The 26,272-nt window shown below is 64.2% G+C and carries 19 protein-coding genes and 1 pseudogene; 7 read left to right on the top strand and 13 right to left on the bottom strand.

The genetic code is table 11. The features are described 5' to 3' along the window. Positions 1 to 6: 6 nt before the first annotated feature. Positions 7 to 219: a hypothetical protein gene (locus P3T18_RS16210; RefSeq protein WP_429300925.1), complete on the top strand. Its 213-nt coding sequence runs from the start codon at positions 7 to 9 to the stop codon at positions 217 to 219. Between the two features lie 153 nt (positions 220 to 372). Further along, complete coding sequence (locus tag P3T18_RS16205; RefSeq protein ID WP_429300924.1) at positions 373 to 1,653, top strand: DUF445 domain-containing protein; 1,281 nt, start codon at positions 373 to 375, stop codon at positions 1,651 to 1,653. 13 nt (positions 1,654 to 1,666) lie between these two features. Here the strand turns inward: P3T18_RS16205 and P3T18_RS16200 are convergent, their stop codons facing one another. Further along, positions 1,667 to 3,766, bottom strand: a complete 2,100-nt coding sequence (locus tag P3T18_RS16200) for a TonB-dependent receptor (RefSeq protein WP_429300923.1) — start codon at positions 3,764 to 3,766, stop codon at positions 1,667 to 1,669. A gap of 382 nt (positions 3,767 to 4,148) precedes the next feature. Between P3T18_RS16200 and P3T18_RS16195 the strand changes: the two genes are divergently transcribed. The 3 genes from P3T18_RS16195 (at position 4,149) to P3T18_RS16185 (ending at position 8,260) form a co-directional block, all read left to right on the top strand. Further along, positions 4,149 to 6,116, top strand: a complete 1,968-nt coding sequence (locus tag P3T18_RS16195) for an AI-2E family transporter (protein ID WP_429300922.1) — start codon at positions 4,149 to 4,151, stop codon at positions 6,114 to 6,116. 192 nt (positions 6,117 to 6,308) lie between these two features. Further along, complete coding sequence (locus tag P3T18_RS16190) at positions 6,309 to 8,003, top strand: FAD-dependent oxidoreductase (protein WP_429300921.1); 1,695 nt, start codon at positions 6,309 to 6,311, stop codon at positions 8,001 to 8,003. Positions 8,004 to 8,044: 41 nt separating this feature from the next. Beyond that, positions 8,045 to 8,260: a hypothetical protein gene (locus tag P3T18_RS16185; RefSeq protein WP_429301114.1), complete on the top strand. Its 216-nt coding sequence runs from the start codon at positions 8,045 to 8,047 to the stop codon at positions 8,258 to 8,260. A gap of 53 nt (positions 8,261 to 8,313) precedes the next feature. Here the strand turns inward: P3T18_RS16185 and P3T18_RS16180 are convergent, their stop codons facing one another. From P3T18_RS16180 to P3T18_RS16170, 3 genes are all read right to left on the bottom strand, one after another. Then, on the bottom strand, positions 8,314 to 9,297 hold the full coding sequence (locus P3T18_RS16180) for a 2-dehydropantoate 2-reductase (protein ID WP_429300920.1): 984 nt from the start codon (positions 9,295 to 9,297) through the stop codon (positions 8,314 to 8,316). A 28-nt stretch (positions 9,298 to 9,325) separates the two neighbouring features. Continuing rightward, entirely contained in the window at positions 9,326 to 10,129 is an 804-nt protein-coding gene (locus P3T18_RS16175) for a class II aldolase/adducin family protein (protein ID WP_429300919.1), read from the bottom strand. 63 nt (positions 10,130 to 10,192) lie between these two features. After that, positions 10,193 to 11,392 carry an amino acid aminotransferase gene (locus P3T18_RS16170; RefSeq protein WP_429300918.1) on the bottom strand — a complete coding sequence of 400 codons (1,200 nt, stop codon included), beginning with the start codon at positions 11,390 to 11,392 and terminating at the stop codon, positions 10,193 to 10,195. A gap of 139 nt (positions 11,393 to 11,531) precedes the next feature. Between P3T18_RS16170 and P3T18_RS16165 the strand changes: the two genes are divergently transcribed. Further along, positions 11,532 to 12,461 carry a LysR family transcriptional regulator gene (locus tag P3T18_RS16165; protein WP_429300917.1) on the top strand — a complete coding sequence of 310 codons (930 nt, stop codon included), beginning with the start codon at positions 11,532 to 11,534 and terminating at the stop codon, positions 12,459 to 12,461. Positions 12,462 to 12,510: 49 nt separating this feature from the next. On the opposite strand, the gene P3T18_RS16160 is transcribed toward P3T18_RS16165, so the two are convergent. The 8 genes and pseudogenes from P3T18_RS16160 to P3T18_RS16125 all read right to left on the bottom strand — a co-directional run bounded on the left by P3T18_RS16160 (position 12,511) and on the right by P3T18_RS16125 (position 23,999). After that, the gene (locus P3T18_RS16160; RefSeq protein ID WP_429300916.1) at positions 12,511 to 13,248 is read right to left on the bottom strand and encodes a helix-turn-helix transcriptional regulator; all 738 of its coding nucleotides are present in this window, start codon (positions 13,246 to 13,248) and stop codon (positions 12,511 to 12,513) included. Between the two features lie 169 nt (positions 13,249 to 13,417). After that, on the bottom strand, positions 13,418 to 14,554 hold the full coding sequence (locus P3T18_RS16155) for a hybrid sensor histidine kinase/response regulator (RefSeq protein WP_429300915.1): 1,137 nt from the start codon (positions 14,552 to 14,554) through the stop codon (positions 13,418 to 13,420). Between the two features lie 9 nt (positions 14,555 to 14,563). Continuing rightward, positions 14,564 to 15,226 carry a chemotaxis protein CheB gene (locus P3T18_RS16150; protein WP_429300914.1) on the bottom strand — a complete coding sequence of 221 codons (663 nt, stop codon included), beginning with the start codon at positions 15,224 to 15,226 and terminating at the stop codon, positions 14,564 to 14,566. Between the two features lie 9 nt (positions 15,227 to 15,235). Continuing rightward, a complete protein-coding gene (locus P3T18_RS16145) occupies positions 15,236 to 16,081 on the bottom strand; it encodes a CheR family methyltransferase (RefSeq protein WP_429300913.1) in 846 nt (281 codons plus the stop codon). Between the two features lie 19 nt (positions 16,082 to 16,100). Next, positions 16,101 to 19,700 carry a response regulator gene (locus P3T18_RS16140; protein ID WP_429300912.1) on the bottom strand — a complete coding sequence of 1,200 codons (3,600 nt, stop codon included), beginning with the start codon at positions 19,698 to 19,700 and terminating at the stop codon, positions 16,101 to 16,103. Positions 19,701 to 19,964: 264 nt separating this feature from the next. Next, positions 19,965 to 22,130, bottom strand: a pseudogene (katE, locus tag P3T18_RS16135) (catalase HPII); the annotation flags it as partial. Between the two features lie 109 nt (positions 22,131 to 22,239). Further along, complete coding sequence (locus tag P3T18_RS16130; protein WP_429301113.1) at positions 22,240 to 23,082, bottom strand: MipA/OmpV family protein; 843 nt, start codon at positions 23,080 to 23,082, stop codon at positions 22,240 to 22,242. Between the two features lie 392 nt (positions 23,083 to 23,474). Then, complete coding sequence (locus P3T18_RS16125) at positions 23,475 to 23,999, bottom strand: Lrp/AsnC family transcriptional regulator (protein ID WP_429300911.1); 525 nt, start codon at positions 23,997 to 23,999, stop codon at positions 23,475 to 23,477. Between the two features lie 171 nt (positions 24,000 to 24,170). Here P3T18_RS16125 and P3T18_RS16120 point away from each other — a divergent pair, with 171 nt between their 5' ends. Further along, positions 24,171 to 25,187, top strand: a complete 1,017-nt coding sequence (locus P3T18_RS16120; RefSeq protein WP_429300910.1) for a 1-aminocyclopropane-1-carboxylate deaminase — start codon at positions 24,171 to 24,173, stop codon at positions 25,185 to 25,187. 75 nt (positions 25,188 to 25,262) lie between these two features. On the opposite strand, the gene P3T18_RS16115 is transcribed toward P3T18_RS16120, so the two are convergent. Continuing rightward, the gene (locus tag P3T18_RS16115) at positions 25,263 to 26,156 is read right to left on the bottom strand and encodes a LysR family transcriptional regulator (RefSeq protein WP_429300909.1); all 894 of its coding nucleotides are present in this window, start codon (positions 26,154 to 26,156) and stop codon (positions 25,263 to 25,265) included. Positions 26,157 to 26,272 lie beyond the last annotated feature (116 nt).

Here is a 26,272-nt window from a genome sequence, read left to right as displayed (position 1 = left end):
GCCTCCATGGCGTTCAATGGCGTGTTGTTGGTTGGCAAGCTGCGGGTGCGGGCTAACGTGATTCACACGCCGGGTTTTGCCCGATGCCCGCGAATCACGCTCACCCTGCAGCCGAGAGCAGGATGTTACCGTGCCGGCATCATGGTCGCCGCGCCAAACGTCGACAAGGCGGCAAAGATCGCAGCCGGCAACGTGACAAAGACCTTAACCGCCGCATGACGCATCGTGGCGATGGCGGCGCTACACTCGCCTCTGCGAAGTTCGGCCTGCTTCTTTGGCCTGCTTCATCGGCTTCTTGCGCAGCGCAGCACGCGCAATGCCGCCGCTTTGCCCGATTCACCGTAGCAGCCGCCGCAAACCATGCCACCGCCCATGACCAAAGCACTCGAACTGAAGAAGGCCAAACGTACTCCGCTCCTGCTCCTGCTGGCTGCCGCCTGCGTGTTCGTCGTGACCGCGTTCATGCCGCGCGGCGTGTGGGTCGACGGCGTCAAGGCGGTGGCCGAGGCCGCCATGGTCGGCGCGCTCGCCGACTGGTTCGCGGTGGTCGCGCTGTTCCGTCGCGTGCCGATTCCGGTCGTGGCACGGCACACGGCCATCATCCCGAAGAACAAGCACAAGATCGCCGACAACCTCGCGGTGTTCGTGCAGGACAAGTTTCTCGACGTGCCCTCGCTGGTCGGTCTCATCAAGAAGCACGATCCCGCGCAAAGCATCACGGCATGGCTCACGCAACCGGCCAACACGGCGCGTCTGGGCGACTACGTGGTCAAACTGACGGGCGGCATCCTGGAGTTGACCGACGACGTCCGCATTCAGGTGTTCATCAAGGACGCGTTGCGCGACGTGCTGGCCAAAGTGGATCTGTCGCAATCCATGGGTTCGATTCTCGACACGCTCACCAAGGACGGCCGTCATCAGGAACTGCTCGACGCGGGTATCGGACAGGTGGTGAATCTGCTGGGCGAACCGCAGGCGCGCGAATTCATCGCGGCGCGTATCGTCGACTGGGTGAAGAGCGAATACCCGAAAATGGAAAAGATTTTGCCGTCGGCGTGGCTGGGCGAAAAAGGCGCGGAAGCCATCGCCAAAGCGGTCAATCGCATGCTCGAACAGATCAGCGAAAATCCCACGCACGAGTTGCGTCAGAAATTCGACGAGGCCGCGCAGAAGCTGATCGTCAAACTGAAAAGCGACCCGGCGTTTCTGCAGAAAGGCGAGGAACTCAAGCGCTATCTGGTGGAAGGCGACGCGCTCAGCAGTTACGTGAAGGACATGTGGGGCGATCTGCGCGCGTGGCTCAAGCGCGATCTGGAAAGCGCCGACTCGGCGCTGCACGCGCGCGTGATGGCGATGGGTCAGTGGGTCGGCCGCGAACTCTCGAACGATCCGGCCTTGCGCCAGTCCCTGAACGACCATCTCGAAGACGCGGCGCGCTCGATGGCGCCGGACTTCGCCCAGTTCCTTACGCGTCATATCAGCGACACGGTAAAGAACTGGGACGCACGCGAGATGTCGCGGCAGATCGAGCTGAACATCGGCAAAGACCTGCAGTACATCCGCATCAACGGGACGATCGTGGGCGGCTTTATCGGCCTGCTGCTCTATGCGAGTTCGCAACTGTTCGACCTGCTGCGGCTGCATATCGGCTGAGGGCCGTGCGCGTTCAGAACGTGGTGCGCAATCCCACCATCACACTGCGTCCGCCTTCGGGCGCGATGTCGCGCACCACGGAACTCGCGTAGCGAATCTCCTGGTTGGTCAGATTGTCGCCGCGCACGAACGCGAGCCAGTTCGTCACGCCGACGCGGAAGTGGTACGTCAAGGTCAGACCGAGCGACGTATAGCCGTTGGTGGGCTCGTCGTTATCCGGCACGCGATGCTGCGCCCACGCATGCACGACCTCGGCGCGCGCGCCGAACGGACCGTAGCCGTAATCGGCGGCGAGCGTGGCGCGCAGCGGCGCGATGCGCGGCAGCGGGTCGCCTGTTTCGACATTGCGTGCATGCGTATAGTCGCCGAGCAGTTCCACGTCCACCCGATGCGCGCCCTTCTGGAACACGCGCCACTTCGAATCGAATTCGAGCCCATAAAACTCCGCCTTCACGCCGCGATAAACCGCTTCGTTCAGGGCGTCGTCGGTGCCGGCGGGGACCGGCTGATCGCTGTCGTCCACCAGACGGCCGGTGTTGAACTCGGTCAGATAGTTCTTGAAGCGGCTATAAAAAACGCCCGCGCTCGCCTTGTTCGGACCGCTTGCGTAGCGCAACGACAGGTCCGTTGAAATGGCCTTTTCCTTCTGCGCGTTGGCATTGCCGATCAGATACTGGCCGGTGGCATCGTGCGGTCCGTTGGCGTACAACTCGTAGAAGGTGGGCGCGCGTTCGATATACGCGACATTGCCCGCCACCGACCACGCCGGCGCCAGCTTGTAGAGCGCACCGAGCGACAGATTGCCCGCCGTGAAATCGCGCGTGCTCGCGCCTTCGAAGCGTTCGTTGCCACCGGCGTTCGGGTCCAGCCGCGTGTATTCCAGGCGACCGCCGAGGCTCAGTTTCAGCGCATCATTCACGGCCCATTCTTCGAGCGCGAACAGCGCGGCGTTGTTGGTTTCGGTGGTCGGCACCAGCGCTTCGTCACCCAGCGCGGAGAACGTGGCTTGCGAGAGTTGCACGCCGAACACGCCTTCCAGCGGACCGAGTTTCGCGTGCGTGGCCTCCAGACGCGCTTCGTAACCGTGATTCTTGAACGTGGTGCCGGTCACGCCGTCGTCGATTTCCTTGTGCTCGTAATCGGTGTAGCCGAAGTCGAACTTGAGCTTCGTGATCGGGCCTTGCAGATTGCGCACTTCCGACGCGAAATTCAGGCGCTGCTGGCGCATCTGCAGACGCACCGTATCTTCCGCCACCGAGCCATAGTTCGACTGAAAGCCGCTATACGAGAGGCCCGCGTAGCCGTCGGCCCACGTGTAGGACGCGCCGGCCGAGCCGCCATGCGAACGGCCGTCGCTATTGGGGATGCTGCCTTCGGGTTGCGCGGCGTCGGGGCCGTCGATGGCACGTTGCTGCGCGGAATGCGCGAAGCCCGGAATGCGCAGATCGCTGGTGGTGCGATCGAATGCGTCGACGTGGAACGCGAACTGGCCGTTGCCGCCCTCCACTTCCGCGGCGCCCGCGCGCGCGGAGTTGGCGCCGCCATAACGCGCGTCGACCGCGCCGGTCACGCCGGTGATCGCTTCGCGCGGGATGCGATTGTCGATCGTATTGACCACGCCGCCGATCGCGTTGCCGCCATAAAGCAGCGCCGCCGGTCCACGCACGATTTCCACGCGTTCAATCGACAGCGGATCCTGCGGCACGGCATGGTCGTACGAGAGCGACGAGGCGTCGAGCGCGCCCACGCCGTTCTGCAGGATGCGGATGCGGTCGCCGTCCATGCCGCGAATGATCGGCCGGCCGACCATCGGCCCGTACGTAGTGGTGGACACGCCGGGCAGACCGTTGAGCGTTTCGCCGAGCGAATCGGCCTGCCGCACGCTGAGCGCGTCGCCGTGCAGCGAGGTGCTGGGCATGACCGTATCGGTGTCGCCGAGCGGATTGCCGGTCACGAAGACGGGTGCCAGCGTGGGCGCGCTGGTGGTGTCGCTGCCGGCTGCCGCGGCGGGTGCATCGCCCTGCGCGTGCGCCAGTGCGGCCCACAAGGCCAATGAAAGCGGCGAGAGCCGGACGATCCGCGCGCGGCGGCGATTTCCCCTGGTTTTGAGCATGACTGTTCTTATCGATACGTCGCCGAGCGACGGGAAACGCATAATATGTTATAACATAACACTCATGCAAGACCCTTTGTGTTTCGCGGTCACCGTCGCCGTCGAATGCGGCGCATTGCACGGCGCCTCCGGCGCGTCCAGAGCCGATTCATCAGCACGCCTATCTAATCCACTCGCGCGTCACGTCCGGAAAAACAGCCGCGCACGTCGCCTTTTTACAAACGGCAAGCCGCAGTAAGACACCGAAAACCCGCCACCCTGCGCTGGGACGCCTACAATTCAGGCATATGAATTGCTGGTGCGTTTCTCTGCCCGCCGCGCGGCCCCTCCTGCCGTGAGTCCGCAGCCACGCGCCGGCGCCACTACCTCGGAAAGTCTGCCCATGAAAATCTCGCTACCGCCGCCGCACGGACGGCCGAACCGCGTTTACCCGCCGGGTACGCCCAGTCTGCATGGTTTGGCTTCCGTCATCACCGGCGTAGTCGTGGTGTGCGCGCTTTATTTCGGACGGGCGGTGCTGATCCCGATCACGCTCTCGGTGCTGCTGAGCTTCCTGCTCGCGCCGCTCGTGCAGGCCTTGCGGCGCTTGCACATGGGTCAGCTGCCATCGATCTTCATCGCCGTGCTGTTCGCGCTGGCCTCGCTGCTCGCGGTCGGCGCGCTGATCGGCGCGCAACTCGTGCAACTCGCGGGCGACTTGCCGCAATACCAGGTGGCGATCGAACAGAAGATCGAGACGGTGCAGGAGAAAACCGTCGGCCGCGCCGACTCGCTGATGAGCCGCGCCGCCGCCACCTTGCAGCGGGTCGCGCCGACCAAGCCGAATCCGCCCCGCCCGACCGGGCGCGCCGCGCGCAACGCGCCTGCCGTGCCGACGCCGGTCGAAGTGCACGAGCCGTCGCCCACGCCGATGCAACTCGCCCAGCGCGCGCTGTCGCCCGCCATCGCGCCAATCGAAACCACCTTCATCGTGCTGGTGGTGACCATCTTCATCCTGTTGCAGCGCGAAGATTTGCGCGACCGGCTCATCAGCCTGTTCGGCTCGCGCGACCTGCACCGCACCACCACCGCCATCAACGACGCCGCCGTGCGCCTGAGCCGCTATTTCGTCGCGCAACTCGGCGTGAACCTCAGCGCGGGCGGCATCATCGCGATCGGGCTGGCGATCATCGGCGTGCCGGGCGCACTGTTGTTCGGCGTGATCGCGGCCCTGCTGCGCTTCGTGCCGTACATCGGCATCTGGATCGCGGCGATCCTCGCCGTGTTTCTCGCCGCCGCCATCCAGCCGCAATGGACCATGGCGGTCTATACGCTGATCCTGTTCATCGTGGTCGACGTGGTGGCCGGGCAAATCGCGGAGCCGCTGCTCTACGGCCATCGCTCGGGACTCTCGCCGCTCGCGGTGGTGGTCGCGGCGATTTTCTGGAGCTGGCTGTGGGGGCCGATCGGTCTCGTGCTGTCCACGCCGCTCACGCTCTGCGTCGTCACGCTGGGCCGTTACGCCGACCGCCTGAACTTCCTGACCGTGCTGCTCGGCGACCAGCCCGCGCTCACGCCCGCGCAGAATTTCTATCAGCGGCTGCTGGCCGACGACCCGCACGAAGCCATCGTGCAGGCGGAACGACTGTTGCGCGAAATGTCGCTGATCGATTACTACGACAAGGTCGCGCTCGAAGGTCTCAAGCTGGCCCGCAACGACGCCATGCGCGGCGTGCTGATGCCCGACCAGCTCGCGCGCGTCAACGATGCGCTGGTGGATATCGTCGAAAACCTTGAAGTCGCGGACGGCCTGCCCGACCGCATGACGCGCGCGGAGTCGCCCGATACGGCGGCGCTGCACGCGTCGGCGTCCGCCGATCTCTCCGAGCGGCACGACGAGCGCGGCTCGCATCCCGCCGCCGAACGGGCGCCGCACGACAGGACGTCGGTGCTATGCGTACCGGGACGCGGCGCCTTCGACGAAGTGACCACCGCGATCGCCGTGCAGTTGCTCGGGCGTCAGGGCCTCGCGCCGATGATGGCGACGCACTCCGGCTATCGCAGCGCGCGCGCCGACGAGCCGAGTTTCCGGGACACGCCGATCATCTGCATCGTCACGCTCGACGCCCCCGAGTCGCCGCCGTATCTGCGCAACATGCTGCGGCGCACTCGCGAATGGCGGCCGCGCGCGACGCTGGTGGTCGGCGTCGGGCAAGCCGCGCCGGAAGGCATGCACGAAAGCGGTTCGACGGCCGCCTCGCATGCCGCGCCGACGTTCCGCGCGATGATCGAGGAATGCAAGCTCGCCGCCAGCCTGCAACACATGCGCCAGCCGGCTTCGCACACGGCGGGCGCCGGCCAGACGCCCTGATCGGGCGGCTCCATCGGGCAACTTGATCGGCCAGCGTCAGCCGAAGCCGCTCTCCGCGACGCGCCTTGTACCCAAAATGAGGACAGACGCGTCGCGGCCCTCCCGCATACTTCACTCCCGATTCGCACCGTCACCGAAAAGCCTTGAGGCCGCGGCGGGCGATCCATCGGCAGCGGAAAACAGGAGACATGCATGAGCCGCAGTTTCAAACCCTATCCCTTCACGGCGCGCCAGTATCCGGCCAGCGTGCCGCCACTCGTCGATGGCCGCGATCCGGCCCGACGCGCGGTGGCGATCGTCGGCGGCGGGCCGGTCGGCATGACGCTGGCGCTCGCGCTCGCGCGCCAGGGCGTGCGTTCGGTGCTGATCGAAGCCGACGACAGCGTGTGCACCGGCAGCCGCGCCATCTGCATCTCGCGGCGCAGCCTCGAAATCTTCAAACGGCTCGGCGTGGTGGACGGCTTCCTGAAACACGGTTTGCCGTGGACCGGCGGCCGCAGCTTCTATCGCGACACCGAAGTGTTCCGCTTCGCGATGCATCAGGACGAGGAGCAATCCCTTCCGCCGATGGTCAACATCGCGCAGTATCAGATCGAACAGTTGCTGCTCGACGAAGTGGAGCGCCACGCCGACCTGATCGAGATCCGCTGGCAGACCCGCGTCACCGCCATCGACACCCACGACGATGACGGCGCCACGCTCATCCTTCGCACCGGCGACACCGCCTGGCAGATGGACGTGGATTGGGTCGTGGCGTGCGACGGCGGGCGCAGCACGATCCGCGAGGCGCTCGGCCTCAAACTGACCGGCACGACCTACGAAGGCCGCTACGTGATCGTGGATATCGAACTGGACAGCGAGCGCGCCACCGAGCGGCTGGCCTACTTCGATCCGCCGTCCAATCCGGGTTCGACGGTGCTGGTGCACAAGCAGCCCGACAACGTCTGGCGTATCGACTATCAACTCCGCGACGACGAAGACCCGGAAGCCGCTATCCAGCCCGACAACGTCATGCCGCGCGTGCAGAGCGTGCTCGACGCGATGGGCGAAACCGGCGACTGGTCGCCGATCTGGATCACGGTCTACAAGGCCAATGCGCTGACGCTCGAACGCTACCGGCATGGCCGCGTGCTGTTTGCCGGCGACGCCGCGCATCTCGTGCCGATCTTCGGCGTGCGCGGCGCGAATTCCGGCATCGACGACGCCGACAACCTCGGCTGGAAACTCGCCGCGGTGGTCAACGGCATCGCATCGGACCGTTTGCTCGACACCTATAGCGACGAACGCGTGTTCGCCGCGCGCGAAAACCTGAGCTACGGCATGAAGAGCACGGAGTTCATGGCGCCGCCGTCGTTTGCTTTCGAGCTGATGCGCAAGGCCGTGCTCGGTCTGGCCGTCGAGCATCCGGCGGTGCGTCCGCTGATCAATCCGCGTCAGACGCACGCGATTGCCTACACGCAGTCGCCGCTCAACGCAGTGGCTACGGACGCATCGACTGGTTTCACGAAAGGCGCCGCGCCCGGCTCCGTGTTGCCGGAGTGCCGCCTGCAACACGCGGCAGACGGCGCGAACCGCACGAGCAGCACCAGCAGCACCAGCAGCACGACGCACCTGACCGATCTGCTCGCCCCGCGCTTCACCGCGCTCTGTTTCGACGTGGACGCGGCAGGCAGCCGCGAATGGCAGGACTTGCGACAATCGTTAGGGTCACGAAACATTCCGTTCCAAGCCATCGGCATCGGTTCGAACCATGGTCTGGACGAGCGGCTCGACGCAGCGCCCGGCACCGTCTACCTGATCCGGCCGGACGGTCACGTGCTGGCGCGCTGGCGCAACGGCACCGCCGCCGAGGTACTGCGCGCCATCGACGCCAGCCTCATGCTCTAACGCCAGGAACCGCCATGACCAACATGCCCCACATGACTCACATGACCGATAGCGATCTCGATCTCGTCTACACGACGCTTTGCAAAACACTGACCACCGAAGGCGAAGCGCAGGCGCCCCTGTATCTCGCGCGCCTCGTGCTGCTTTGCATGACCGAGCTCGATGACCCGCAGCGCGCCTTGCAGTTGATCGAAGCGGCGAAACTCGCGCCGTCGACCGCCGTGACCGCGGTCGATCGAGTGGATTCGAAGGCGTAAAAAAACCGTCCCGTTCGCTGCCGAACGGGACGGTCGACGGGTTCGCAAGACGCCTAGTGTTGCGGATACAGACCCAGCGTGCTCGCATGCAGACGCGCAAGACCCAGCAACGCATCCGTATAAGGCGTGGGCACATCGGTGATCTGCCCGAGTTCGCGCACGGCGGCCACCAGCGCATCGAGTTCGACCGCTTTGCCCGCCTGCACGTCCTGCAACATCGAGGTTTTCATGGCGCCCAGCTTCAGCGTGACCTCATGACGGTCCGCCGGTTCCTGCGCAATCGGAATGCCGAAGCGCGCGCCGATTTCCTTCGCCTCCAGCATGATGTTCGTGACGAAGTTACGCACCAGTTCGTCGCTGAGAATGCGGTCTGTCGTGGCGCCCGTGATCGCGCTGATCGGGTTCATGGTCATGTTGCCCCACAGCTTGTACCAGACGTCGCGTTGAATCTGCTCCGACATGGTCGCGTTGAAGCCCGCTGCGGCAAGCGTGGCGGTGAGTTGCCCGACACGTTCGCTCGGTTGCCCGGACGCCTCGCCGACGATCAGCCCATTGCCCTGGTGATGCCGGATCACGCCGGGTGCATCGACCAGACAGCTCGCATGCACGACGCAGCCGACCGTTTGCGCGACCGGAATCGCGGCGGCGATCGTGCCGTCCGGGTCGATCGATTCGAGCCGCTTGCCGGCGAAGTCGCGGCCGAGGCCGTCGCAGAACCACCACGGCACGCCGTTCATCGCCGTCAGCACGATGGTGTGCGCGCCGATCAACGGCGCGATGTGGGCGGCCACGGACGCCATCGCCGGTCCCTTGACCGCCACCACGACGAGATCCTGTACGCCGAGGTCCGCAGGTTGTGCGCTCGCCTTCACCGGCACGGCATGCGTCACGCCGCCTTCGATCAGGCGCAGCCCGTGTTCCTGTAACGCGGCCAGCGTCGCGCCGCGCGCGACCACGCTCACGTCGTGGCCCGCCTGCGCGAGTTTCACGCCCATCCAGCCGCCAATGGCGCCGGCACCGTAGATCACTGCTTTCATCGATTCGATCCTCGTCTGATTCCGTGCGTCATTCTTTATAGCTTGCGTCGATGCGGTCGACACGCCGCACCAGCGCGTCGAACACGTCCTGTCCCGCGCCGTGCCGCGGATCGAACTGCAAGGCGTCGCGTGAACAGCGGATCGCCACGTCTTCCGGAACCGGCCGCGCGCGCCCCATCGAAAAGGTCGCCATCTGGATTTCGCAGGCACGGTTCAGCGTCCAGAGAACCGCGAAAGTTTGCGGCAAGGTGTGGCCCCATGCAAGCAGGCCATGATTGCGCAGAATCACCGCCTGACGATTGCCGATATGTTCGAGCAGACGCGGCCCTTCTTCCGCATGCACCGTGATGCCCTCGAAGTCGTGATACGCGACACGATCGTGCAACTGCGCGCTGTAGAAGTTGGTCTGCTCCAGACCGTTTTCCAGACACGCCACCGCCACGCCCGCCGTGGTGTGCGTGTGCATCACGCAATGCGCGTCGGCGAGACCTTCGTGAATCGCCGCATGCACGACGAAGCCCGCGGGATTCACAGGATACGGCGAGTCGTCCAGCACGCGGCCCTGCGCGTCGATTTTCACCAGATTGCTGGCGGTCACCTCGCTGTAGTGCAGGCCGAACGGATTGATGAGGAACTGCCGCTCGTCGCCGCACACGCTAGACGGAACGCGCAAGGTGATGTGGTTGTAGATCATCTCGGTCCAGCCGAGCATGTCGAAGATGCGATAGCACGCGGCCAGTTGCACACGCGCCTGCCATTCGTCGGGATGCATGGCGGCGTGTTTCGCAGATTTTTGCGGCGGGCTGGCGGTCGGCGTGTCGAGGGTGGTCATCAGGGTCTCCATGGTTGTTATGCGAAAAAACGTGACTGACGTGACGTAGACGACGTCGGCGACTCAGGCGCCCGCGACCACCGCCGCGATGGACGACGCCACGTAACCGGCGTTGCGCGCATTGAGTCCGGCGACGCACATGCGTCCCGAACGCAGCACGTACACCGCGTATTCGTTACGCAGACGTTCCACCTGCGCCTCGCTCAGGCCGGTATAGGTGAACATGCCGCGCTGCGCGACATAGCGCGCGCGCATGACTTCGTCGACCCGTCCCGCGAGCGAGTCGTGAATGGTGTGACGCATGGCGAGAATCCGCTCGCGCATGCCGCCGAGTTCGGCTTCCCACGAGGCGCGCAAAGCGGCATCGGCCAGCACGTTCGCGACGAGACGCGCGCCGTGGGTCGGCGGATTGCTGTAGTTGGCGCGCACGGCGGACATCAATTGACCCAGCATGCGGACGGCTTCGTCCGCGCTTTTGCACACCACGCTCAGCGCGCCACAGCGTTCGCCGTACAGGGAGAAATTCTTCGAGAACGAATTGGCGACGATCAGCGGCACCTCCGCCTCGGCCAGCAGACGCACGCAGGCGGCGTCGTCTTCGAGACCCGCGCCGAAACCCTGATACGCCATGTCGACGAAAGCGATCAGCTTGCGACGTTGCAGGACGGGCACCAGTTCGGCCCACTGCGCCGGGTTCAGATCGACGCCGGTCGGGTTGTGACAGCACGCGTGCAGCAGCATGATGCTCTGCTCCGGCAGACGGCCGATGGCGTCGAGCATGTCGGCGAAACGCAAGCCGCCGGTGTGCTCGTCGTAATACGGATAGGTGTTGACGGTGAGCCCCGCGTTCTCGAACACGACGCGATGATTTTCCCAACTGGGATCGCTGATCCAGATCTGCGAGGCCGGGAAGTGGCGCTTCAGAAAATCGGCGCCGACTTTCAGCGCGCCCGAACCGCCAAGCGTTTGCAGCGTGGCGATGCGTCCGGCCGCGCGGGCTCCGCTGCCGGCGCCGAAAACCAGCGCCTGGGTGGCGTCGCGATAGCCGGGCAAGCCCGCCATCGGCAGGTAGGAGCGCGGGCCGATCGCGCCGAGCACGGCGGTTTCGGCGCGGCGCACGGCGTCGATCACGGGCAGCTTGCCGGCGTCGTCGAAGTAGATGCCGATGCTCAGATTGACCTTTTCAGGCCGCGGATCGAGCTGGAAATCTTCGTTGAGACTCAGGATCGGGTCGCCCGGATAGGCGGGAATGTGGTCGAACATGGCTAGTCCTCGTAGGTGGCGTTGCAACGGGCCTGCGAAGACGCAGACGCCCGGCGTTGCAGGAAGTGTCCGTCAATGGCGCGCGGCACACAATCAATCGATTGTGCACGATTCGTAAGTTTTTCTTTAGAATCGACGCATGCCACTTACCCGCGTCACGATCCGTCAGTTCGAAGCGTTCCTCGCCATCGTCGATCTGCATAGTATCGGCGCAGCGGCGGAGCGGCTCGGACTGACTTCATCGGCGGTCAGCCAGCTGCTCGCCGAGCTGGAAACGGAACTGGGCTTTCGTCTCTTCGACCGCACCACGCGGCGCGTAAATCTGTCGAGCGCGGGACAGGACTTTCTGTCGTCGGCGGAATCCGTGCTGCGCTACGTGCGCGCCGCCGCCCAATCCGCCGACGACATCCGCAACCGTGCCGCCGGCATCGTGCGGGTAGGCGCGCCGCTCGTGCTCGCGGCCACCGCGCTGCCCGCCGCTATTGCCGAGTACGCGCGCGACAAACCGAAGGTGGTGGTACGCATCGTCGATACCGTGGTCGAGCAACTGGTGGAGCGAGTGGAAAGCGGCGACGTCGATCTGGCCATCGGCCCGGACCGCCAGAGCGGCACACGCGTGCGCTGCGACGCGGCGTTCGCGAGCCCGTGGGTCATGTGGTGCGCGCCCACGCACGCACTGGCCGCACGCCGGCGGGTGTTCTGGCAACATCTGCGCGACGTGCCGATTGTCGCCACCGGGCGCGATCACGAACGCGCGGTCGAGCAGATGCTGGCGAATCTGCCGCCCGAGGCGCGCATCATTCCGGTGGACGTCGTAGACAACGTCACCACGGCATTCGGCCTCGCCTCGCAAAAGCTGGCCGTCACGCTCGCCCCCGCTTACGTGGCGCCGCTCGCGCGCACCTTCGGGCTGGTGATGAAACGCATCGTCGATCCGGAAACGATTCGCGAAGTCTGTGTGTATCGCTCCACCGAACGCGCGCTCTCGCCGCCCGCCGACGGTTTCGCGGATTTCGTCATGCCGTGGCTCAAACGCTGGGACCGCGAAACGCAGGCAAAACGCCCATGACAGCGCCTGCCAGCGCCCGGCTGCGAGGCTCTATCCTGACGCTATGGACTCAGGCCGGCTCTGCCTGCACGCACAGCGCGAATAGCTGCCGCTGGCCGCTCACCCCGAGACGCGCATAGGCGCGCTTCTGGTACGTCACCACGCTGGCCGGCTTCACGCCCATCTGCAGCGCGATCTCCTGCGCGCTCAAACCGTCCAGTGTGCCGCGCAGCACGTCGAGTTCGCGCGGCGTGAGCGCGGGACAAAGACGCCGCAGACGCGCCAGCATCGCCGTGGCGCTGCCCTGCTGATGCTGCCCGTTGAGCGCGTAATGCCCCTTGGCCGCCTGCGCGAACAGCGCGGCCATGCCTTCCACGCGCTCCAGTTCGCCTGCCTGAAACTCGCCGTACGCGCTATCGCGATAGAGGTTGATCGACAGCCACACGCTCGCCATCGGCTGCAGCAGCACCGACAGACGATCCGACACGTTCGGCTGCGCATAGCAGGCCGCGCGGTAGGCTTCGTTTTCGATTTCGGCGCTTTGCTGCTGGTGCAAGACCAGCGCGCCCTGCGATTGCGGACGGCCGATGATGGCGCGATTGCCGTCGAGCGCGTAGAAATGCGTGGCGTAATGATCGGCGACGTCGCGCAGAAAGCGTCCGCCGCGATGGTCGGCTACGGAAACCGTGCGCGGCCGCGCGTCGAACTCGTAGGCGAACACCGTGCACTGCGAAACCGGCACGTTCTCGCCGACGGTTTTCAGAATGCTGGCGGCAAACAGATCGGGATCGGCATGCGAAATCGACATGACGAGGTCGGTTGCACGCGCGGTGCTGATCTGGCTGCTCGGGGCAGCGGACGGTATGCGCCAGAAACGCATGATGGTGTGGAGTGCAATGCGTGGGACGGGTGGCGACTAGCGTAGCACAGCCGTCCGATTGCTTCTCCCTCGACGTTTTTCGCGCCGCTCGATCGGACTACCGGCCGGTGAACGAGCCGCGCGAACCGCGCGCGAGCGACACCATGCGCGGCAATTCGATCGTGAAGACCGTCCCCGTCGCGTCGTCCGAGTTCACGCTCACATTGCCACCATGCATGCGGGCAATTTCCTGCACGATATGCAGCCCCAGACCCAAGCCTTCGCGCGATCTCGCGCCGCTGCTGTTCGGGCCGAACGCCTTGAACAGATGCGGAAACACTTCGGTGGGAATCGTGCCGCGATTGGCGACCTTCAGGCGCACCGTTTCGACCGCCGAGCCGTCCACTTCCACGCCGATATCGCCGCCCGGCGCACCGTGGTGCAAGGCATTGCTCACCAGATTCGACACGGCCTGCCAGACAAGATCGGTGTCCCACGCGCCCGCCGTATTGCCGTGACTCGAAAACACGATCCGCTTGCCGCCTTCGCGCGACGCGAACTCGTCGATCACGGAGCGGCACAGGCTGGCCAGTTCGATGGAACGCGGCTGCAACGGCAAGCGGCCGCCCTGCAGACGCGCCAGATTCAGCAGCTGATCGACCATGCGCGCCATGCGCAGCGAGCTGTTTTTCACGCGCGTGGCGACGGTGGCCGACTGTTCGTCGGCGGCGGTACGCATGAGATATTCCGCCGACGCGAGCACCGCGCCGAGCGGCGTGCGCAGGTCATGGCTCAGCACGGCCATCAGCATCTCGTTGGCTTCGAGCATCTGCTGCGTGGTGACGAGTTGCGCGGCCAGCTGGCGCTTCTGCTGCTCCAGCTGCACGAACACGTCCACCTTCGACTGCAGGATGCGCGGGTCGAACGGTTTGTAGAGAAAATCGACCGCGCCGGCCTCGTAACCACGGAAGGTGCGCGACGCGTCCTGCGCCGTGGCCGTGAGGAAAATGATCGGCACGTGCGAGGTGCGCGGGCTGCCGCGCATCAGCGCAGCCAGTTCGAAGCCGTTCATGCCCGGCATGTTGACGTCGAGGATCGCCAGCGCGACTTCGTGCTTGAGCAGCAGATCGAGCGCCGCGGTGCCCGAATCGGCCACCAGCACGGTGAGTTCCGGGCGCGACAGCAAGGCTTCGAGCGCAGTAATGTTGTGGACGATGTCGTCGACGATCAGGATGTTCACGGGTGAGTTCGTCATGGCATCGGGTCAGAGAGGGGCCGGCAATGCTGCAAGCCGCCTGGCCATAGTTTCGGGAGAGTAAATGCAATCCGCGACGCCGCGCTCGATCGCGGCACGCGGCATTTCGGGCGAGCTGGCGGTGTCAGGAATCTGCACCCAGCTCGTGCCGCCCAGGGCGCGCACGCGCCGCAGGCCCTGCACGCCGTCGTCGTTCGCGCCGGAGAGCAGGATGGCCAGCAGGCGGTCGCGATACACCTCGGCGGCGGATTCGAACAGCACGTCGATGGACGGCCGCGAAAACCGCACGGCCGCGTCGGTGGACAGCGCAACTGTGCGGTCGCTCTCCACCAGCATGTGATAGCCCGGCGGCGCGACGTGCACGCGTCCGGGCAGAATGCGTTCGCCGGCGTCCGGCTCCATGACCGGCAGCGCGCAACGGTGCGAGAAAGCCTGCACCAGATAGCTCGGCGGATCGGGCGGCAAGTGCGACACGATCATCACCGCCGGCGCGAACGCAACCGGCAGCGCGCCGAGCAGCACGTTCAACACTTCGATGCCACCGGCCGAACCCCCTATCACGACGAGTTCGTAGCCGCGCGCTGTCGCGTCGCCGGACGCGGGTTCCTGGGCCGAAGCCGATGTTGAACCCGGCGCAGAACCGGCGGTCGATCTGTCAGTCGAGCGAGACATGGGCCTGTCCTATCGCTTCTGATAAATGCGTTCGCTCGAACGGAACTCGTCGAACGCTTCGTAGTGACGCGAAAAACGCAAACTTTCCTTGCTGCCGAGCCCGAGGAAGCCGCGCCGCACCAGCGCGTTTTCGAACAGCCCGAGCGCGCGATCCTGCAACCCGCGATCGAAATAGATCAGCACGTTGCGGCACGACACCAGATGCGCTTCGAGAAAGACTTCGTCCGTCGACAGACTGTGATCCGCGAACACGACGCGATCTTTTAGCGAACCGGCGAAACGCGCGCCGCCGTACGCCGCATGATAGTAGTCGGACAGCGAGCGTTTGCCGCCCGCCGCCAGATAGTTTTGCGTGAAACCCTGAATACGTTCGAGCGCATAGATGCCCGACTCGGCGCGCGCGAGTGCGTCCGGGTTGATGTCCGTCGCGTAGAACAGCGTGCGCTCGGTGAGCCCTTCTTCGTCGAACAGAATCTTCAGCGACCACAATTCCTCGCCGGTGCTGCACCCGGCCACCCATACCTTGATGGACGGATAGGTGCGCAGACGCGGCAGCACGTGTTCGCGCAGCGCCAGAAAGTACGCGGGATCGCGAAACATGTCGCTGACCTGCACGGTCAGGTACTGGAACAGCCGCGAGAATTCGTCGCCGCTGCGCATGATGCGGTCCTGCAACTGCGAGAGCGTCTTGAGCCCGAACTCCTCCAGCGCCTGCGACAACCGACGCCGCAGCGACGACATAGCATAGTGCCGGAAGTCGTGCTGATACTTGAGGTAGATCGCCTCCAGCAGCAATTTCAACTCGATGTCGAAATCGCTGATGCGTTGCGGCGCGTCGAATTCGGACTGGCTCATCGTGGTTCCGTGTTTCTTACTAGCGCTGGCGCAGCCATACGCGGCACAAGGCCACCAGCTTGTCCACGTCGATCGGCTTGGAAACGTAGTCGTCCGCGCCGGCTTCGAGACAGCGGGTGCGGTCGTTCGCCATGGCCTTGGCGGTCAGCGCGATGATCGGCAGATGCGCAAAGCGCGGGTTACGGCGAATCTCGCCCATCGCGGTCAGACCGTCCATCTCCGGCATCATGATATCCATCAGGATCAGATGCACTTCCGGGCCGTTGTCGAGCGCTTCCAGCGCCTCGCGCCCGTTGCGCGCAATTTGCAGTTTGGCGCCGAGCGGCTCCAGCACGTGCGAGAGCGCGAAGATATTCCGCACGTCGTCTTCGGCGAGCAGGATGGTGCGCCCTTCGAAAGCGTTGTCGCGCTGCCGCACGGTGCGCAGCATGCGCTGCTGCTCCGGCGCCAGCGACGACTCCACACTGTGCAGGAACAGCGTCACTTCGTCGAGCAGGCGTTCCGGCGACTTCGCGCCCTTGATGATGATCGACTTCGAATAACGGCGCAGACGATGCTCTTCCTCGTCGGACAGCATGCGGCCCGTGTAGACGATGACCGGCAGCGCCGCGTGCGCCGTGTTCGCGGCGAGCCGTTCGAGCAGGTCGTAGCCGGTGCCGTCGGGCAACGCGAGGTCGGTCACGACGCAGTCGAAGCTGAACTTCGAGAGGTAATCGAGCGCTTCGGCCAGCGTGGCGACGGCCACGATTTCCGTATTTTCGCTCTGCAGCAAGGCGCGGATGCTCTCGCGCATCGGCGCGTCGTCCTCGATCACCAGCACGCGTTTGAGACGCTGCTGCAGGCGCGCTTCGAGACGGCGGATCGCGGCTTCCATCGTGCTGCGCGCCGTCGGCTTAAGCGTGTAGCCGATCGCGCCGAGATGCAGCGCCTTGTCGGCGTGGTCGGTGGCCGAGACGATGTGAATTGGAATGTGGCGCGTGAGCGGATCGTTCTTCAGCCACTCCAGCACCGTCAGGCCGGAGCGGTCGGGCAGGCCCACGTCGAGCAGCACCGCGGCCGGGCGCATGTCGCGCACCAGCGCCAGACCCATCGCCGCATTGCTGGCGTGCACGAAGTCGAAGTCGAGTTCGTGCGTGAGGTCACGCAGAATTTCGGCGAACGCGATGTCGTCTTCGACCGCCACGATGAGACGACCGGCTCGGGTGCGATTGTCGCGGTCGTCGGCAATCGACTCGACGGCCGCTTCGGCACCGTGGCCTCGGGACAAGCCGTTTGCCGCGGTAATGACGGCGCTCTGACCGTCGCTCGCAGGCGCGCGGGTCAGAAGCGGTTCGCTGGTGGACTGGCCCGACGAAGCGGTATAAGAAGTCGAAGCCTGCGTCGACTGCAACTGCTCTTGCGCCGCCGCATCCGCGGCCTTGTCGACGTGGCGTTGCGGCGCCTTGCCGGCTTCGGCGGCCAGCGCGCTCGCTTCGCCGTCGCGCGGCAGCCACAAGGTGAACGTGCTGCCCTTGCCCACTTCGCTCGCCACCGTGATGCGCCCGCCCAGCAGACGCGAGAACTCGCGCGAGATCGACAGGCCGAGACCGCTGCCGCCGTACTGACGGCTGGTCGAGCCGTCGGCCTGCTGGAACGCTTCGAAAATCATTTCCAGTTTGTCGGCCGCGATGCCGATGCCGGAATCGCGCACGTCGATACGCAGCATGTTGGCTTCGGCGGGCGCGACGCTCAGCGAAACCTCGCCGCGCTCGGTGAATTTCACCGCATTCGACAGCAGGTTGCGCAGGATCTGCGTGACACGCTGACCGTCCGTGACGAAGGTGTCGGGCGTACCCGGCTGACGCTCGAACGCGAGGCGCAGGTGCTTGGTTTCCGCGAGCGGCGTGAACATTTCCTGCAACGCCTGCAAGGTGGCGTCGATCGATACCGTTTCGAGTTCGACCGTAACCTGACCCGCCTCGACCTTCGATAGATCGAGAATGTCGTTGATGAGCACCAGCAGGTCGCTATTCGACGCGTGAATGGTTTCGGCGTAGCGCACCTGCTCGTCGCTCAGATTGCCGGTGCGGTTCTGTTGCAGCAACTTGGCGAGAATCAGCGAACTGTTCAGCGGCGTGCGCAACTCGTGCGACATGTTGGCGAGGAATTCCGACTTGTAGCGGCTCGACTGTTCGAGGCGCGCGGCGTTGGCGGCCAGATCGTCCTGCGCGCGCAGCAGATCGGATTTTTGCCGCTCCAGACGCTGCGCGTATTCTTCCAGCTGTACGTTGGTCTGTTCGAGTTCCGCCTGCTGCGCTTCCAGACGCGTTTGCGATTCCATCAGCGCACGGCCGCGTTCTTCGAGCCCTTCGTTGGAGACGCGCAGTTCTTCCTGCTGCACCTGCAATTCTTCGTTCAACTGCTGCGTCTCGGCGAGCGCGTCCTGCAGACGTTCGCGATACAGCGCCGCTTCGACGAAATCGCCCATGGCGTTGCCGACCAGTTCCACGAACTCCTGGTCGCGCGGCGTCAGTTCGCGAATAAAGCCGAGTTCGATCACGCCGTTGACTTCGCCGTCGTTCTGGATCGGCATGATGAGCAGATTCTTCGGCGCGCTCCTGCCGGTTGCCGACACCACTTGCACGTAGTTGGCCGGCACGTCGCGCAATACGATGGTGCGACGCGCAACCGCCGCCTGACCGATCAACGTTTCCGAGTCTTCGAAATTGCGCGCGGTGGCCTGCTCGCTTTCGCGGCTGAAGCCGTAGGTTGCGATGCGGCGCAACGTGCCGTGCCGTTTGTCGCGCACGTAAAGCGCGGCGACGGCGGCTTCGAGATACTGCGCGAGGAAGTCGAGCATCGCCCGGCCGACGAGTTCCGGTGACGTCTGCCCGACCACTCTCTCGGCGAGCAGGCGCTGGCCGGAACGCAGCCACACCTGCTCCTGAAGACTTTCGGTCTGTTCGGTCTGATGACGCAGCACGCCGTCGTAGGTGGACGAGAGACTCAGCAGTTCGCGCCGCCCCACCCACGCGAGCAGGCCGCTCACGATCAGACTGAAGGCCAGGAAGACGCCGACGAGCGTTGTCGTGACATTGCGCGTTGCGTCGGTGCGCTCCTGGCGCAGACGTGTTTCCACGCCGAGAAAGTCTTCGAAGACGCGGCGCATTTCGTCGAATTCGGTTCTGCCGCGCCCGTTCGTGACCGCGCTGTCGAGCGTCTGGTTTCTGCGCCGAAGGTCGATCGCCTCTTCGGCGAAACGGGTCCAGCGCTGCTGCGCGGACTCGATCTGCTTGAGCTTGTCGACTTGCGGCGGGTTGTCGGAGACGAGCCGCTGCAACTCTTCGATCTGCGTCTTGAACTTCGAACCGCCCGCGTCGTACGGCGAAAGCGAGGTCTCGTCGCCGGTAATCAGAAAGCCGCGCTCGGACGACTGCCGCTCCACGGCAAGACGCATCAATTCATTGGCCTGGCCGATCACGCGTTCGGAATGCTCCGCCCAGTTCATCGTGGACACGAGATAGGCGATCAGCGCGACGAACACCGCCATCGTGACGATACCCATGCCGAGCGGCAGCGCGATATTGCGGCGGATGATGCTGCGAAAACGATTCTGATCGACGGCCTGAGATGCGGTCATTTTTTCTGTCTTCGGCGTGGTGAGTCCGAATTATTCGGAATATTTTTCAGGTTTTACGCGGCATTTCGAAGTCGCGATGCGACGGGCGTAATCATACAGGATGAGCCGCTTTTTCGAGGGCTATAGCGGCGGTCGCGCCTTGCTGGACGGGGCGTCGATCCCTATTGCCGGAACCGCGCCGCCTGCGTGCGCACGTGAAACTGGCCGGGTTGAACCGGCCAGTTTTACTTCGTGGGGGAGCCGACTGCAGCCGACTGCGACAGGCTACGCTGGTACGGTTTCCGCCTGCGCGGCACGCGACCACACCCGATGTTCGCCGGCGGTCTCGATGAACGCCTTCAACACCTCGGCCGACTGCTTGTCGTCGCCGGTCGCCACGCCGTCCGCGTGGTCGGGCAGATGCGCGGCGCTGAGCACGTCGCGTCCCGCGCCGATGGCGGCGATCGCCTTCAGATGCTTGAACGCCTCCAGCACGAAATGACGCGCGTCGCCGGATTGCGCCAGCAGCTTCGCGCCCGCCGCGCCGCCGGCCACGATCACCGCGTCGAACATGATCGACGGCAAACCGGCGATCGTCGCGTCGGGCACGAGGCCGTCGATCGGCGCGAGCGTCGGCGCAATCAGCATGGGCGTGGCGCCCTCGCTCGTCAGCGCTTTTTGCAGCTTGCCGATCGCGGCGCTGTCGGAACCCGGGGCGGCCAGCAAGGCGATCTTGCGCGTCTTGATGCCCGGCACGACCCGGTTGACGAGGCTGAGCGCAGGCGACGCTTTCGGGCCGCTGAGCTTCGCCGTACCCTTCTTCGGCGCGGGCAGTCCGAGCCCTTCGGCTACGGTCGCGGCAAGGCCTGCGTCGAAGTTAGCAAGAATCTCGTTCACCACGCGTGCACGAATCTCCGGCTTGGTCACCTTGCCGAGTTCGAACTGATAAGCCGCGGCGATATGATCTTTCTCGGGTTGCGACATGCTGTTGTAGAACAGCGCGGCCTGCGAGAAATGATCGGCGAACGAGTCGCTGCGCACGCGAATCTTCGTACCGTCCACGCGTTCCTGATACGTTTCGAAGCCGCCGTCGGCGGGCGCCGGATCGGTTTCCTTCGGCCAGCCGCCGCTCACGCTATTGGGCTCGTACGACGCCTGCCCGACATTGATTGCCTGGCGATGCATCGCGTCGCGCTGATTGTTGTTGAACGGCACGACGGGACGATTGATCGGAATCTCGTGGAAGTTCGGCCCGCCGAGCCGGCTGATCTGCGTATCCGTGTACGAGAAGAGGCGTCCCTGCAAAAGCGGGTCGTTCGAAAAATCGATGCCGGGCACCACGTGACCCGGATGAAACGCGACCTGCTCCGTCTCCGCGAAGAAGTTGTCCGGGTTGCGGTTGAGCGTCATCTTGCCGACGATCTTCACCGGCACCAGTTCTTCCGGAATCAGCTTGGTAGGGTCGAGCAGATCGAAGTCGAACTTGTGCTCGTCTTCTTCCTCGACAATCTGCACGCCCAGTTCGAACTCGGGATAATCGCCGCGCTCGATCGATTCCCACAGATCGCGCCGATGAAAATCCGGGTCCTTGCCTGCGAGTTTCTGCGCTTCGTCCCACAGCAGCGAATAGGAACCGAGCACCGGACGCCAGTGGAATTTGACGAAGCGACCCTTGCCCTGCGCATTCACGAACCGGAACGTATGAATGCCGAAGCCTTCCATGCTGCGCAAACTACGCGGAATCGCGCGGTCCGACATGGTCCACAACACCATATGCGCCGATTCGGGCACGAGCGAGACGAAGTCCCAGAACGTGTCGTGAGCCGAGCCGCCGGTTGGCATTTCATTGGGCGCCTCGGGTTTCACGGCGTGAACGAAGTCCGGAAACTTGATGGCATCCTGAATGAAGAACACCGGCATGTTGTTGCCGACGAGGTCGTAATTGCCTTCCTGCGTGTAGAACTTCACGGCAAAGCCGCGCACGTCGCGCACGGTATCGGCGGAACCACGCGGTCCCTGCACCGTGGAAAAACGGACATATACCGGCGTCTGCACGCCCGGGTCCTGCAAAAACGCGGCCTTGGTGTAGTCGCGCATCGATTCGTACACCTGAAAGACCCCATGCGCCGCCGAACCACGCGCATGCACGATGCGCTCGGGTATCCGCTCGTGGTCGAAGTGCGTGATCTTCTCGCGCATGATGAAATCTTCGAGCAGCGAGGGACCGCGCGGACCTGCGCGCAACGTATTCTGGTTGTCGGCGATCTTCACACCCTGATTGGTGCGCAACGCCTGACCTTCGGGGCTAACGCGAAACTGTTCGAGATCTTTCGATTTCGGGTCGCTGGCCTGCGACGATTTTCCTGCTGCTTTTGCAGCCTGATTTGAAGCCTTATTTGCCGGCTTCTCCGTGCTCTGTTTACCTGCCATGGGGATCGACTCCTTGAATTCAGGCGCGCCGGAGGAACTCCGGCCTCACGCGCATCAGGAGTCGAGCAAGCGATATACCCGCGAATACGGCACGAAACCCGCGCACCGTATCCCGCCAGTTTTTACGGCATCAGAAACGGTAGTTGATGGAGATGTCCGCGACACCGTTGGCCTTGCGATGGGTCACCGGACTGTTGCCCGCGCTGCCCACCAGTTGTTCGAACGCGCCGTCGGCGGTGGCGAACCAGTGCTTGTCGAAGAGCCATACCGCGCTAATACCGAAGCCGACCGATTTGACACCCGCGCTGGCGTGGTAGCGCGAGTAGCCCGAATTGACCGATTGCGTCTGATTCACGCCGTACCAGCTGTTCATGTAGGTCGAGTCGGCGAGCGTCATGTTCGGTCCGGCGAACCAGAAGAACTTCTTCGAACTTCCTGGCATCGGCATATACGCGCCCAGATCGCCGGTCCAGCCGTTCGAACCGCCGAAATAGCGCCGCACGTCCGCGCGTAACACCAGCGGGAAATCTTGCGACACCACGTATTCGCCCGACAGTTTCACGCCCGGCGCCGCATTGATATTGCCGAGTCCGTTCAGTTCCTGCGGGTCGTCGTGCGCGCGACGGCCGAGGTCGTAGACGGCGGCAATGCTTGCGCGCCAGTTTTTGCCTTGCGCGAAGTTCATGCCGAAACCTTCGCCGCTGGAGAGAAAGAACAGGTCCTTGTAGCGCACGTCGATACTCGGACCCGCCATGATGTGATAGCGGTCCGAGCCTTCGTAACGCGGCTGGAACGACGAGGCCGCGCCGAAACGCACTTGCCAGTCGGGGATATTGGGTTGCCACATCTTCTGCAGCGGAATGCCCACCGAGTATTGCCACTCGCCGAGCGGCGAAGGCGTTTGCGCCAGAGCGGACCCAGGCAGACCGGCGAGTGCGCCCAACGTTACGGCCACTAGAGACGTTGCCGCGATTCCTGTTTGTTTATTGCGAAGCGTGACGCCCCGCTTTCTACGGCTGATGGACACCGGAAGCCTCCGTTTCTCGCGTATCGCGAAGAGTTTTACGTCTGTGTCGATAGTTGCAACGGTCTGCGACGACTCGCACGAGCGGTCGCATTGCCGGTCGCATAACTACTTACGACATGTAATTTTTTCAGCAGACGACACGCGCTGCCCGGCAAAGCGCACAGTTCGCATCGGCCCAAGTGGGTAAAACCGGGCTTTTGTCTGAACAGATACGCGCGAAAGAATTGCCGACGCAGCCACCTGTGCAAAATACGGGCCTAATCGGTGGAACGAACACTCGGAAGGGAAAACCGACACCGCGCGGCAGTTCTCTCCGCGGCATTCGGCGGCCGGGAGCGCTACAGCGGGAAACGCGTGGTCGACAGAATTTCCTTGAGCACCATAAAGGAACGGATCTGCCGCACACCGGGGAGATAGAGCAGCTGTTCCGCGTGCAGACGGTTGAAGCTCTCGCTGTCGCGCGTGCGGATCGTCATGAAGTAATCGAACTCGCCGGTCACGACGTGACACTCCATGCAGCCCGCGACCTTCTGCGCCGCTTTCTCGAAGTCGGCAAACGATTCGGGCGTGGAGCGGTCCAGCACGACGCCGATGATGACCAGCATGCCCGCGCCGACCGCTTTTGGATCGATCAGCGCGACCACACCGCGAATCAGCCCCGCCTCCTTCAGCCGCTCGACGCGCCGCAAACACGCGGGCGCGCTGAGCTTCACCCTGGCCGCCAGCGCGACGTTCGAAATGGACGCGTCGGCCTGAAGCTGCCGCAGGATCGCGCGGTCGATACGGTCGAGCGCTTGCGGCGCCGCTTCACGCGTTAGCGGCGCGGCCGCTCTCGATGACGAACGAACTTTTGTTGCGCTCATGGTATTCCAGACAAATTTTTATTAGGTTCATTGGATAAACGCCATGTTTAAAGTAAGCCGTTGGCATTTTTTTCGCAAGCTCATTTCTGGCGCTTTTCCCTAAGATGGTTTGAACGCGAAGCCGGCCATTCACGGTTCGCCGCTCGCGTCCCACCCCTCACCGGAGCTGCCATGAACCTGCAACGATTTCCCCGCTATCCGCTCACTTTCGGACCGACGCCGATCCAGCCGCTCAAGCGCCTGAGCGACCACCTCGGCGGCAAAGTGCATCTGTATGCGAAGCGCGAAGACTGCAACAGCGGCTTCGCGTTCGGCGGCAACAAGACGCGCAAGCTCGAATACCTGATTCCCGAAGCGTTGGCGCAAGGCTGCGACACGCTGGTGTCGATCGGCGGCATCCAGTCGAACCAGACGCGTCAGGTCGCCGCCGTGGCCGCGCATCTCGGCATGAAATGCGTGCTGGTGCAGGAGAACTGGGTGAACTACTCCGACGCCGTGTACGACCGCGTCGGCAATATCCAGATGTCGCGCATTCTCGGCGCGGACGTGCGCCTCGTCGAAGACGGCTTCGATATCGGCTTTCGCAAAAGCTGGGAAGACGCGCTCGACAGCGTGCGCGCCGCCGGCGGCAAACCCTACGCGATTCCTGCGGGCTGCTCCGACCATCCGCTCGGCGGACTCGGCTTCGTCGGCTTCGCGGAAGAAGTCCGCCAGCAGGAAGCAGAACTCGGCTTCAAATTCGACTACATCGTGGTGTGCTCGGTGACAGGCAGCACGCAGGCCGGCATGGTCGTCGGCTTCGCGGCGGACGGCCGCGCCGATCGCGTGATCGGCATCGACGCGTCGGCGAAACCGGCGCAGACCCGCGCGCAAATTGCGCGCATCGCGAAACAGACGGCGGAACAGGTGGACCTCGGCCGCGATATCACCGACAAAGACATCGTGCTCGACGAGCGTTACGGCGGTCCCGAATATGGTTTGCCGAACGACGGCACGCTCGAGGCGATCCGCCTGTGCGCCCGGCTCGAAGGCGTGCTGACCGACCCGGTGTACGAAGGAAAGTCGATGCACGGCATGATCGACATGGTGAGGAACGGCGAATTCCCGGCCGGCTCCCGCGTGCTCTACGCGCATCTCGGCGGCGTGCCGGCGCTCAACGGGTACAGCTTTATTTTCCGCAACGGCTAAGCGCTACGGTAGCCTGGTCGAGCGGTGACTGAGCGGTGACTGAGCGGCGACTGAGTTGCGCCGCTCGGCCTGAGATTATGCGGGCGCCAGCCCCTTGCTCATGCGCTCGCGCAGAAAACCCACGAACGCGCGAATCGTCACCGAGCTTTGCCGATGCTGCGGGTACACCGCGTAGACCGTTGCCGCCGACGGCAGGAACGCGTCGAGCACGGGCACGAGCAGACCTTCCTGAATCGTACGTGCGACAATAAAATCAGGAAGCCGAACTATACCGAGACCGGCCACCGCCGAATCGCGAATCAGATCGCCGTTATTGGCGCGCAGCGGTCCGTGCACCTCGACGCCCTTCACCGCTCCGTCGATCACGAAATCCCAGCTCACCGCGCCGCCGTGTCCGTACAGCAGACAGTCATGGCGTTCGAGATCCGCCGGCACCTTGGGCTTGCCGCGCCGCCGCAGATAACCAGGGCTGCAGCACACCACCATTCTCACGTCGACCAGCTTCTGCGCGATCAGCGTGGAGTCGGCCAGCGTACCGATGCGAATCGCCATGTCGAAGCCCTCGCCCACCACGTCGACGGTGCGGTCGCTCAACTCCATGTCGAAACGCACTTCGTTGTGCTCGCGCAGAAACGCGGCCACCAGCGGCGAGAGATGCATCATCCCGAACGACATCGGCGCGCTCACGCGCAGCAGCCCGCGCGGCCCGGCGCGCCGCAGCGACATGGCCTGCTCGGCGTCCTCCACTTCGCCGAGAATGCGCCGGGCGCGCTCGTAGAACTCCTGGCCGAGTTCGGTCACGGCCAGCTTGCGCGTATTGCGGATCAGCAACTGCACACCGAGCGCCTCTTCCAGCGCCATCACGCGGCGGCTGACGAACTGTTTCGACAACGAGAGCCGGTTGGCCGCCGCGGTGAAATTCCGCGCATCCACCGTGGCGACGAAGATTCGCATGTCGTCGAGTTGCATATTGATTGTCTACTCCATCGTGACAGTGTTTCGCATCTGGCATTGATTATAACCATCTGGATTGACCTACACTGTCGTTCATGGATCGCGGACAAACCACTTGCCCGGATCGCACA

Origin of the sequence: Paraburkholderia sp. GAS199 (assembly GCF_050436585.1) — a bacterium.
GTDB lineage: Bacteria > Pseudomonadota > Gammaproteobacteria > Burkholderiales > Burkholderiaceae > Paraburkholderia.
Note: the sequence above shows the minus strand (reverse complement) of the source record. Positions and strands in the feature narration are given on the sequence as shown.

Bases quoted from the DNA above. Each gene is read 5' to 3' on its own strand.
- P3T18_RS16210 (WP_429300925.1), top strand. From the start codon at position 7: ATGGCGTTCAATGGCGTGTTGTTGGTTGGCAAGCTGCGGGTGCGGGCT.
- P3T18_RS16205 (WP_429300924.1), top strand. From the start codon at position 373: ATGACCAAAGCACTCGAACTGAAGAAGGCCAAACGTACTCCGCTCCTG.
- P3T18_RS16200 (WP_429300923.1), bottom strand. From the start codon at position 3,766: ATGCTCAAAACCAGGGGAAATCGCCGCCGCGCGCGGATCGTCCGGCTC.
- P3T18_RS16195 (WP_429300922.1), top strand. From the start codon at position 4,149: ATGAAAATCTCGCTACCGCCGCCGCACGGACGGCCGAACCGCGTTTAC.
- P3T18_RS16190 (WP_429300921.1), top strand. From the start codon at position 6,309: ATGAGCCGCAGTTTCAAACCCTATCCCTTCACGGCGCGCCAGTATCCG.
- P3T18_RS16185 (WP_429301114.1), top strand. From the start codon at position 8,045: ATGACCGATAGCGATCTCGATCTCGTCTACACGACGCTTTGCAAAACA.
- P3T18_RS16180 (WP_429300920.1), bottom strand. From the start codon at position 9,297: ATGAAAGCAGTGATCTACGGTGCCGGCGCCATTGGCGGCTGGATGGGC.
- P3T18_RS16175 (WP_429300919.1), bottom strand. From the start codon at position 10,129: ATGACCACCCTCGACACGCCGACCGCCAGCCCGCCGCAAAAATCTGCG.
- P3T18_RS16170 (WP_429300918.1), bottom strand. From the start codon at position 11,392: ATGTTCGACCACATTCCCGCCTATCCGGGCGACCCGATCCTGAGTCTC.
- P3T18_RS16165 (WP_429300917.1), top strand. From the start codon at position 11,532: ATGCCACTTACCCGCGTCACGATCCGTCAGTTCGAAGCGTTCCTCGCC.
- P3T18_RS16160 (WP_429300916.1), bottom strand. From the start codon at position 13,248: ATGTCGATTTCGCATGCCGATCCCGATCTGTTTGCCGCCAGCATTCTG.
- P3T18_RS16155 (WP_429300915.1), bottom strand. From the start codon at position 14,554: ATGACGAACTCACCCGTGAACATCCTGATCGTCGACGACATCGTCCAC.
- P3T18_RS16150 (WP_429300914.1), bottom strand. From the start codon at position 15,226: ATGTCTCGCTCGACTGACAGATCGACCGCCGGTTCTGCGCCGGGTTCA.
- P3T18_RS16145 (WP_429300913.1), bottom strand. From the start codon at position 16,081: ATGAGCCAGTCCGAATTCGACGCGCCGCAACGCATCAGCGATTTCGAC.
- P3T18_RS16140 (WP_429300912.1), bottom strand. From the start codon at position 19,700: ATGACCGCATCTCAGGCCGTCGATCAGAATCGTTTTCGCAGCATCATC.
- P3T18_RS16125 (WP_429300911.1), bottom strand. From the start codon at position 23,999: ATGAGCGCAACAAAAGTTCGTTCGTCATCGAGAGCGGCCGCGCCGCTA.
- P3T18_RS16120 (WP_429300910.1), top strand. From the start codon at position 24,171: ATGAACCTGCAACGATTTCCCCGCTATCCGCTCACTTTCGGACCGACG.
- P3T18_RS16115 (WP_429300909.1), bottom strand. From the start codon at position 26,156: ATGCAACTCGACGACATGCGAATCTTCGTCGCCACGGTGGATGCGCGG.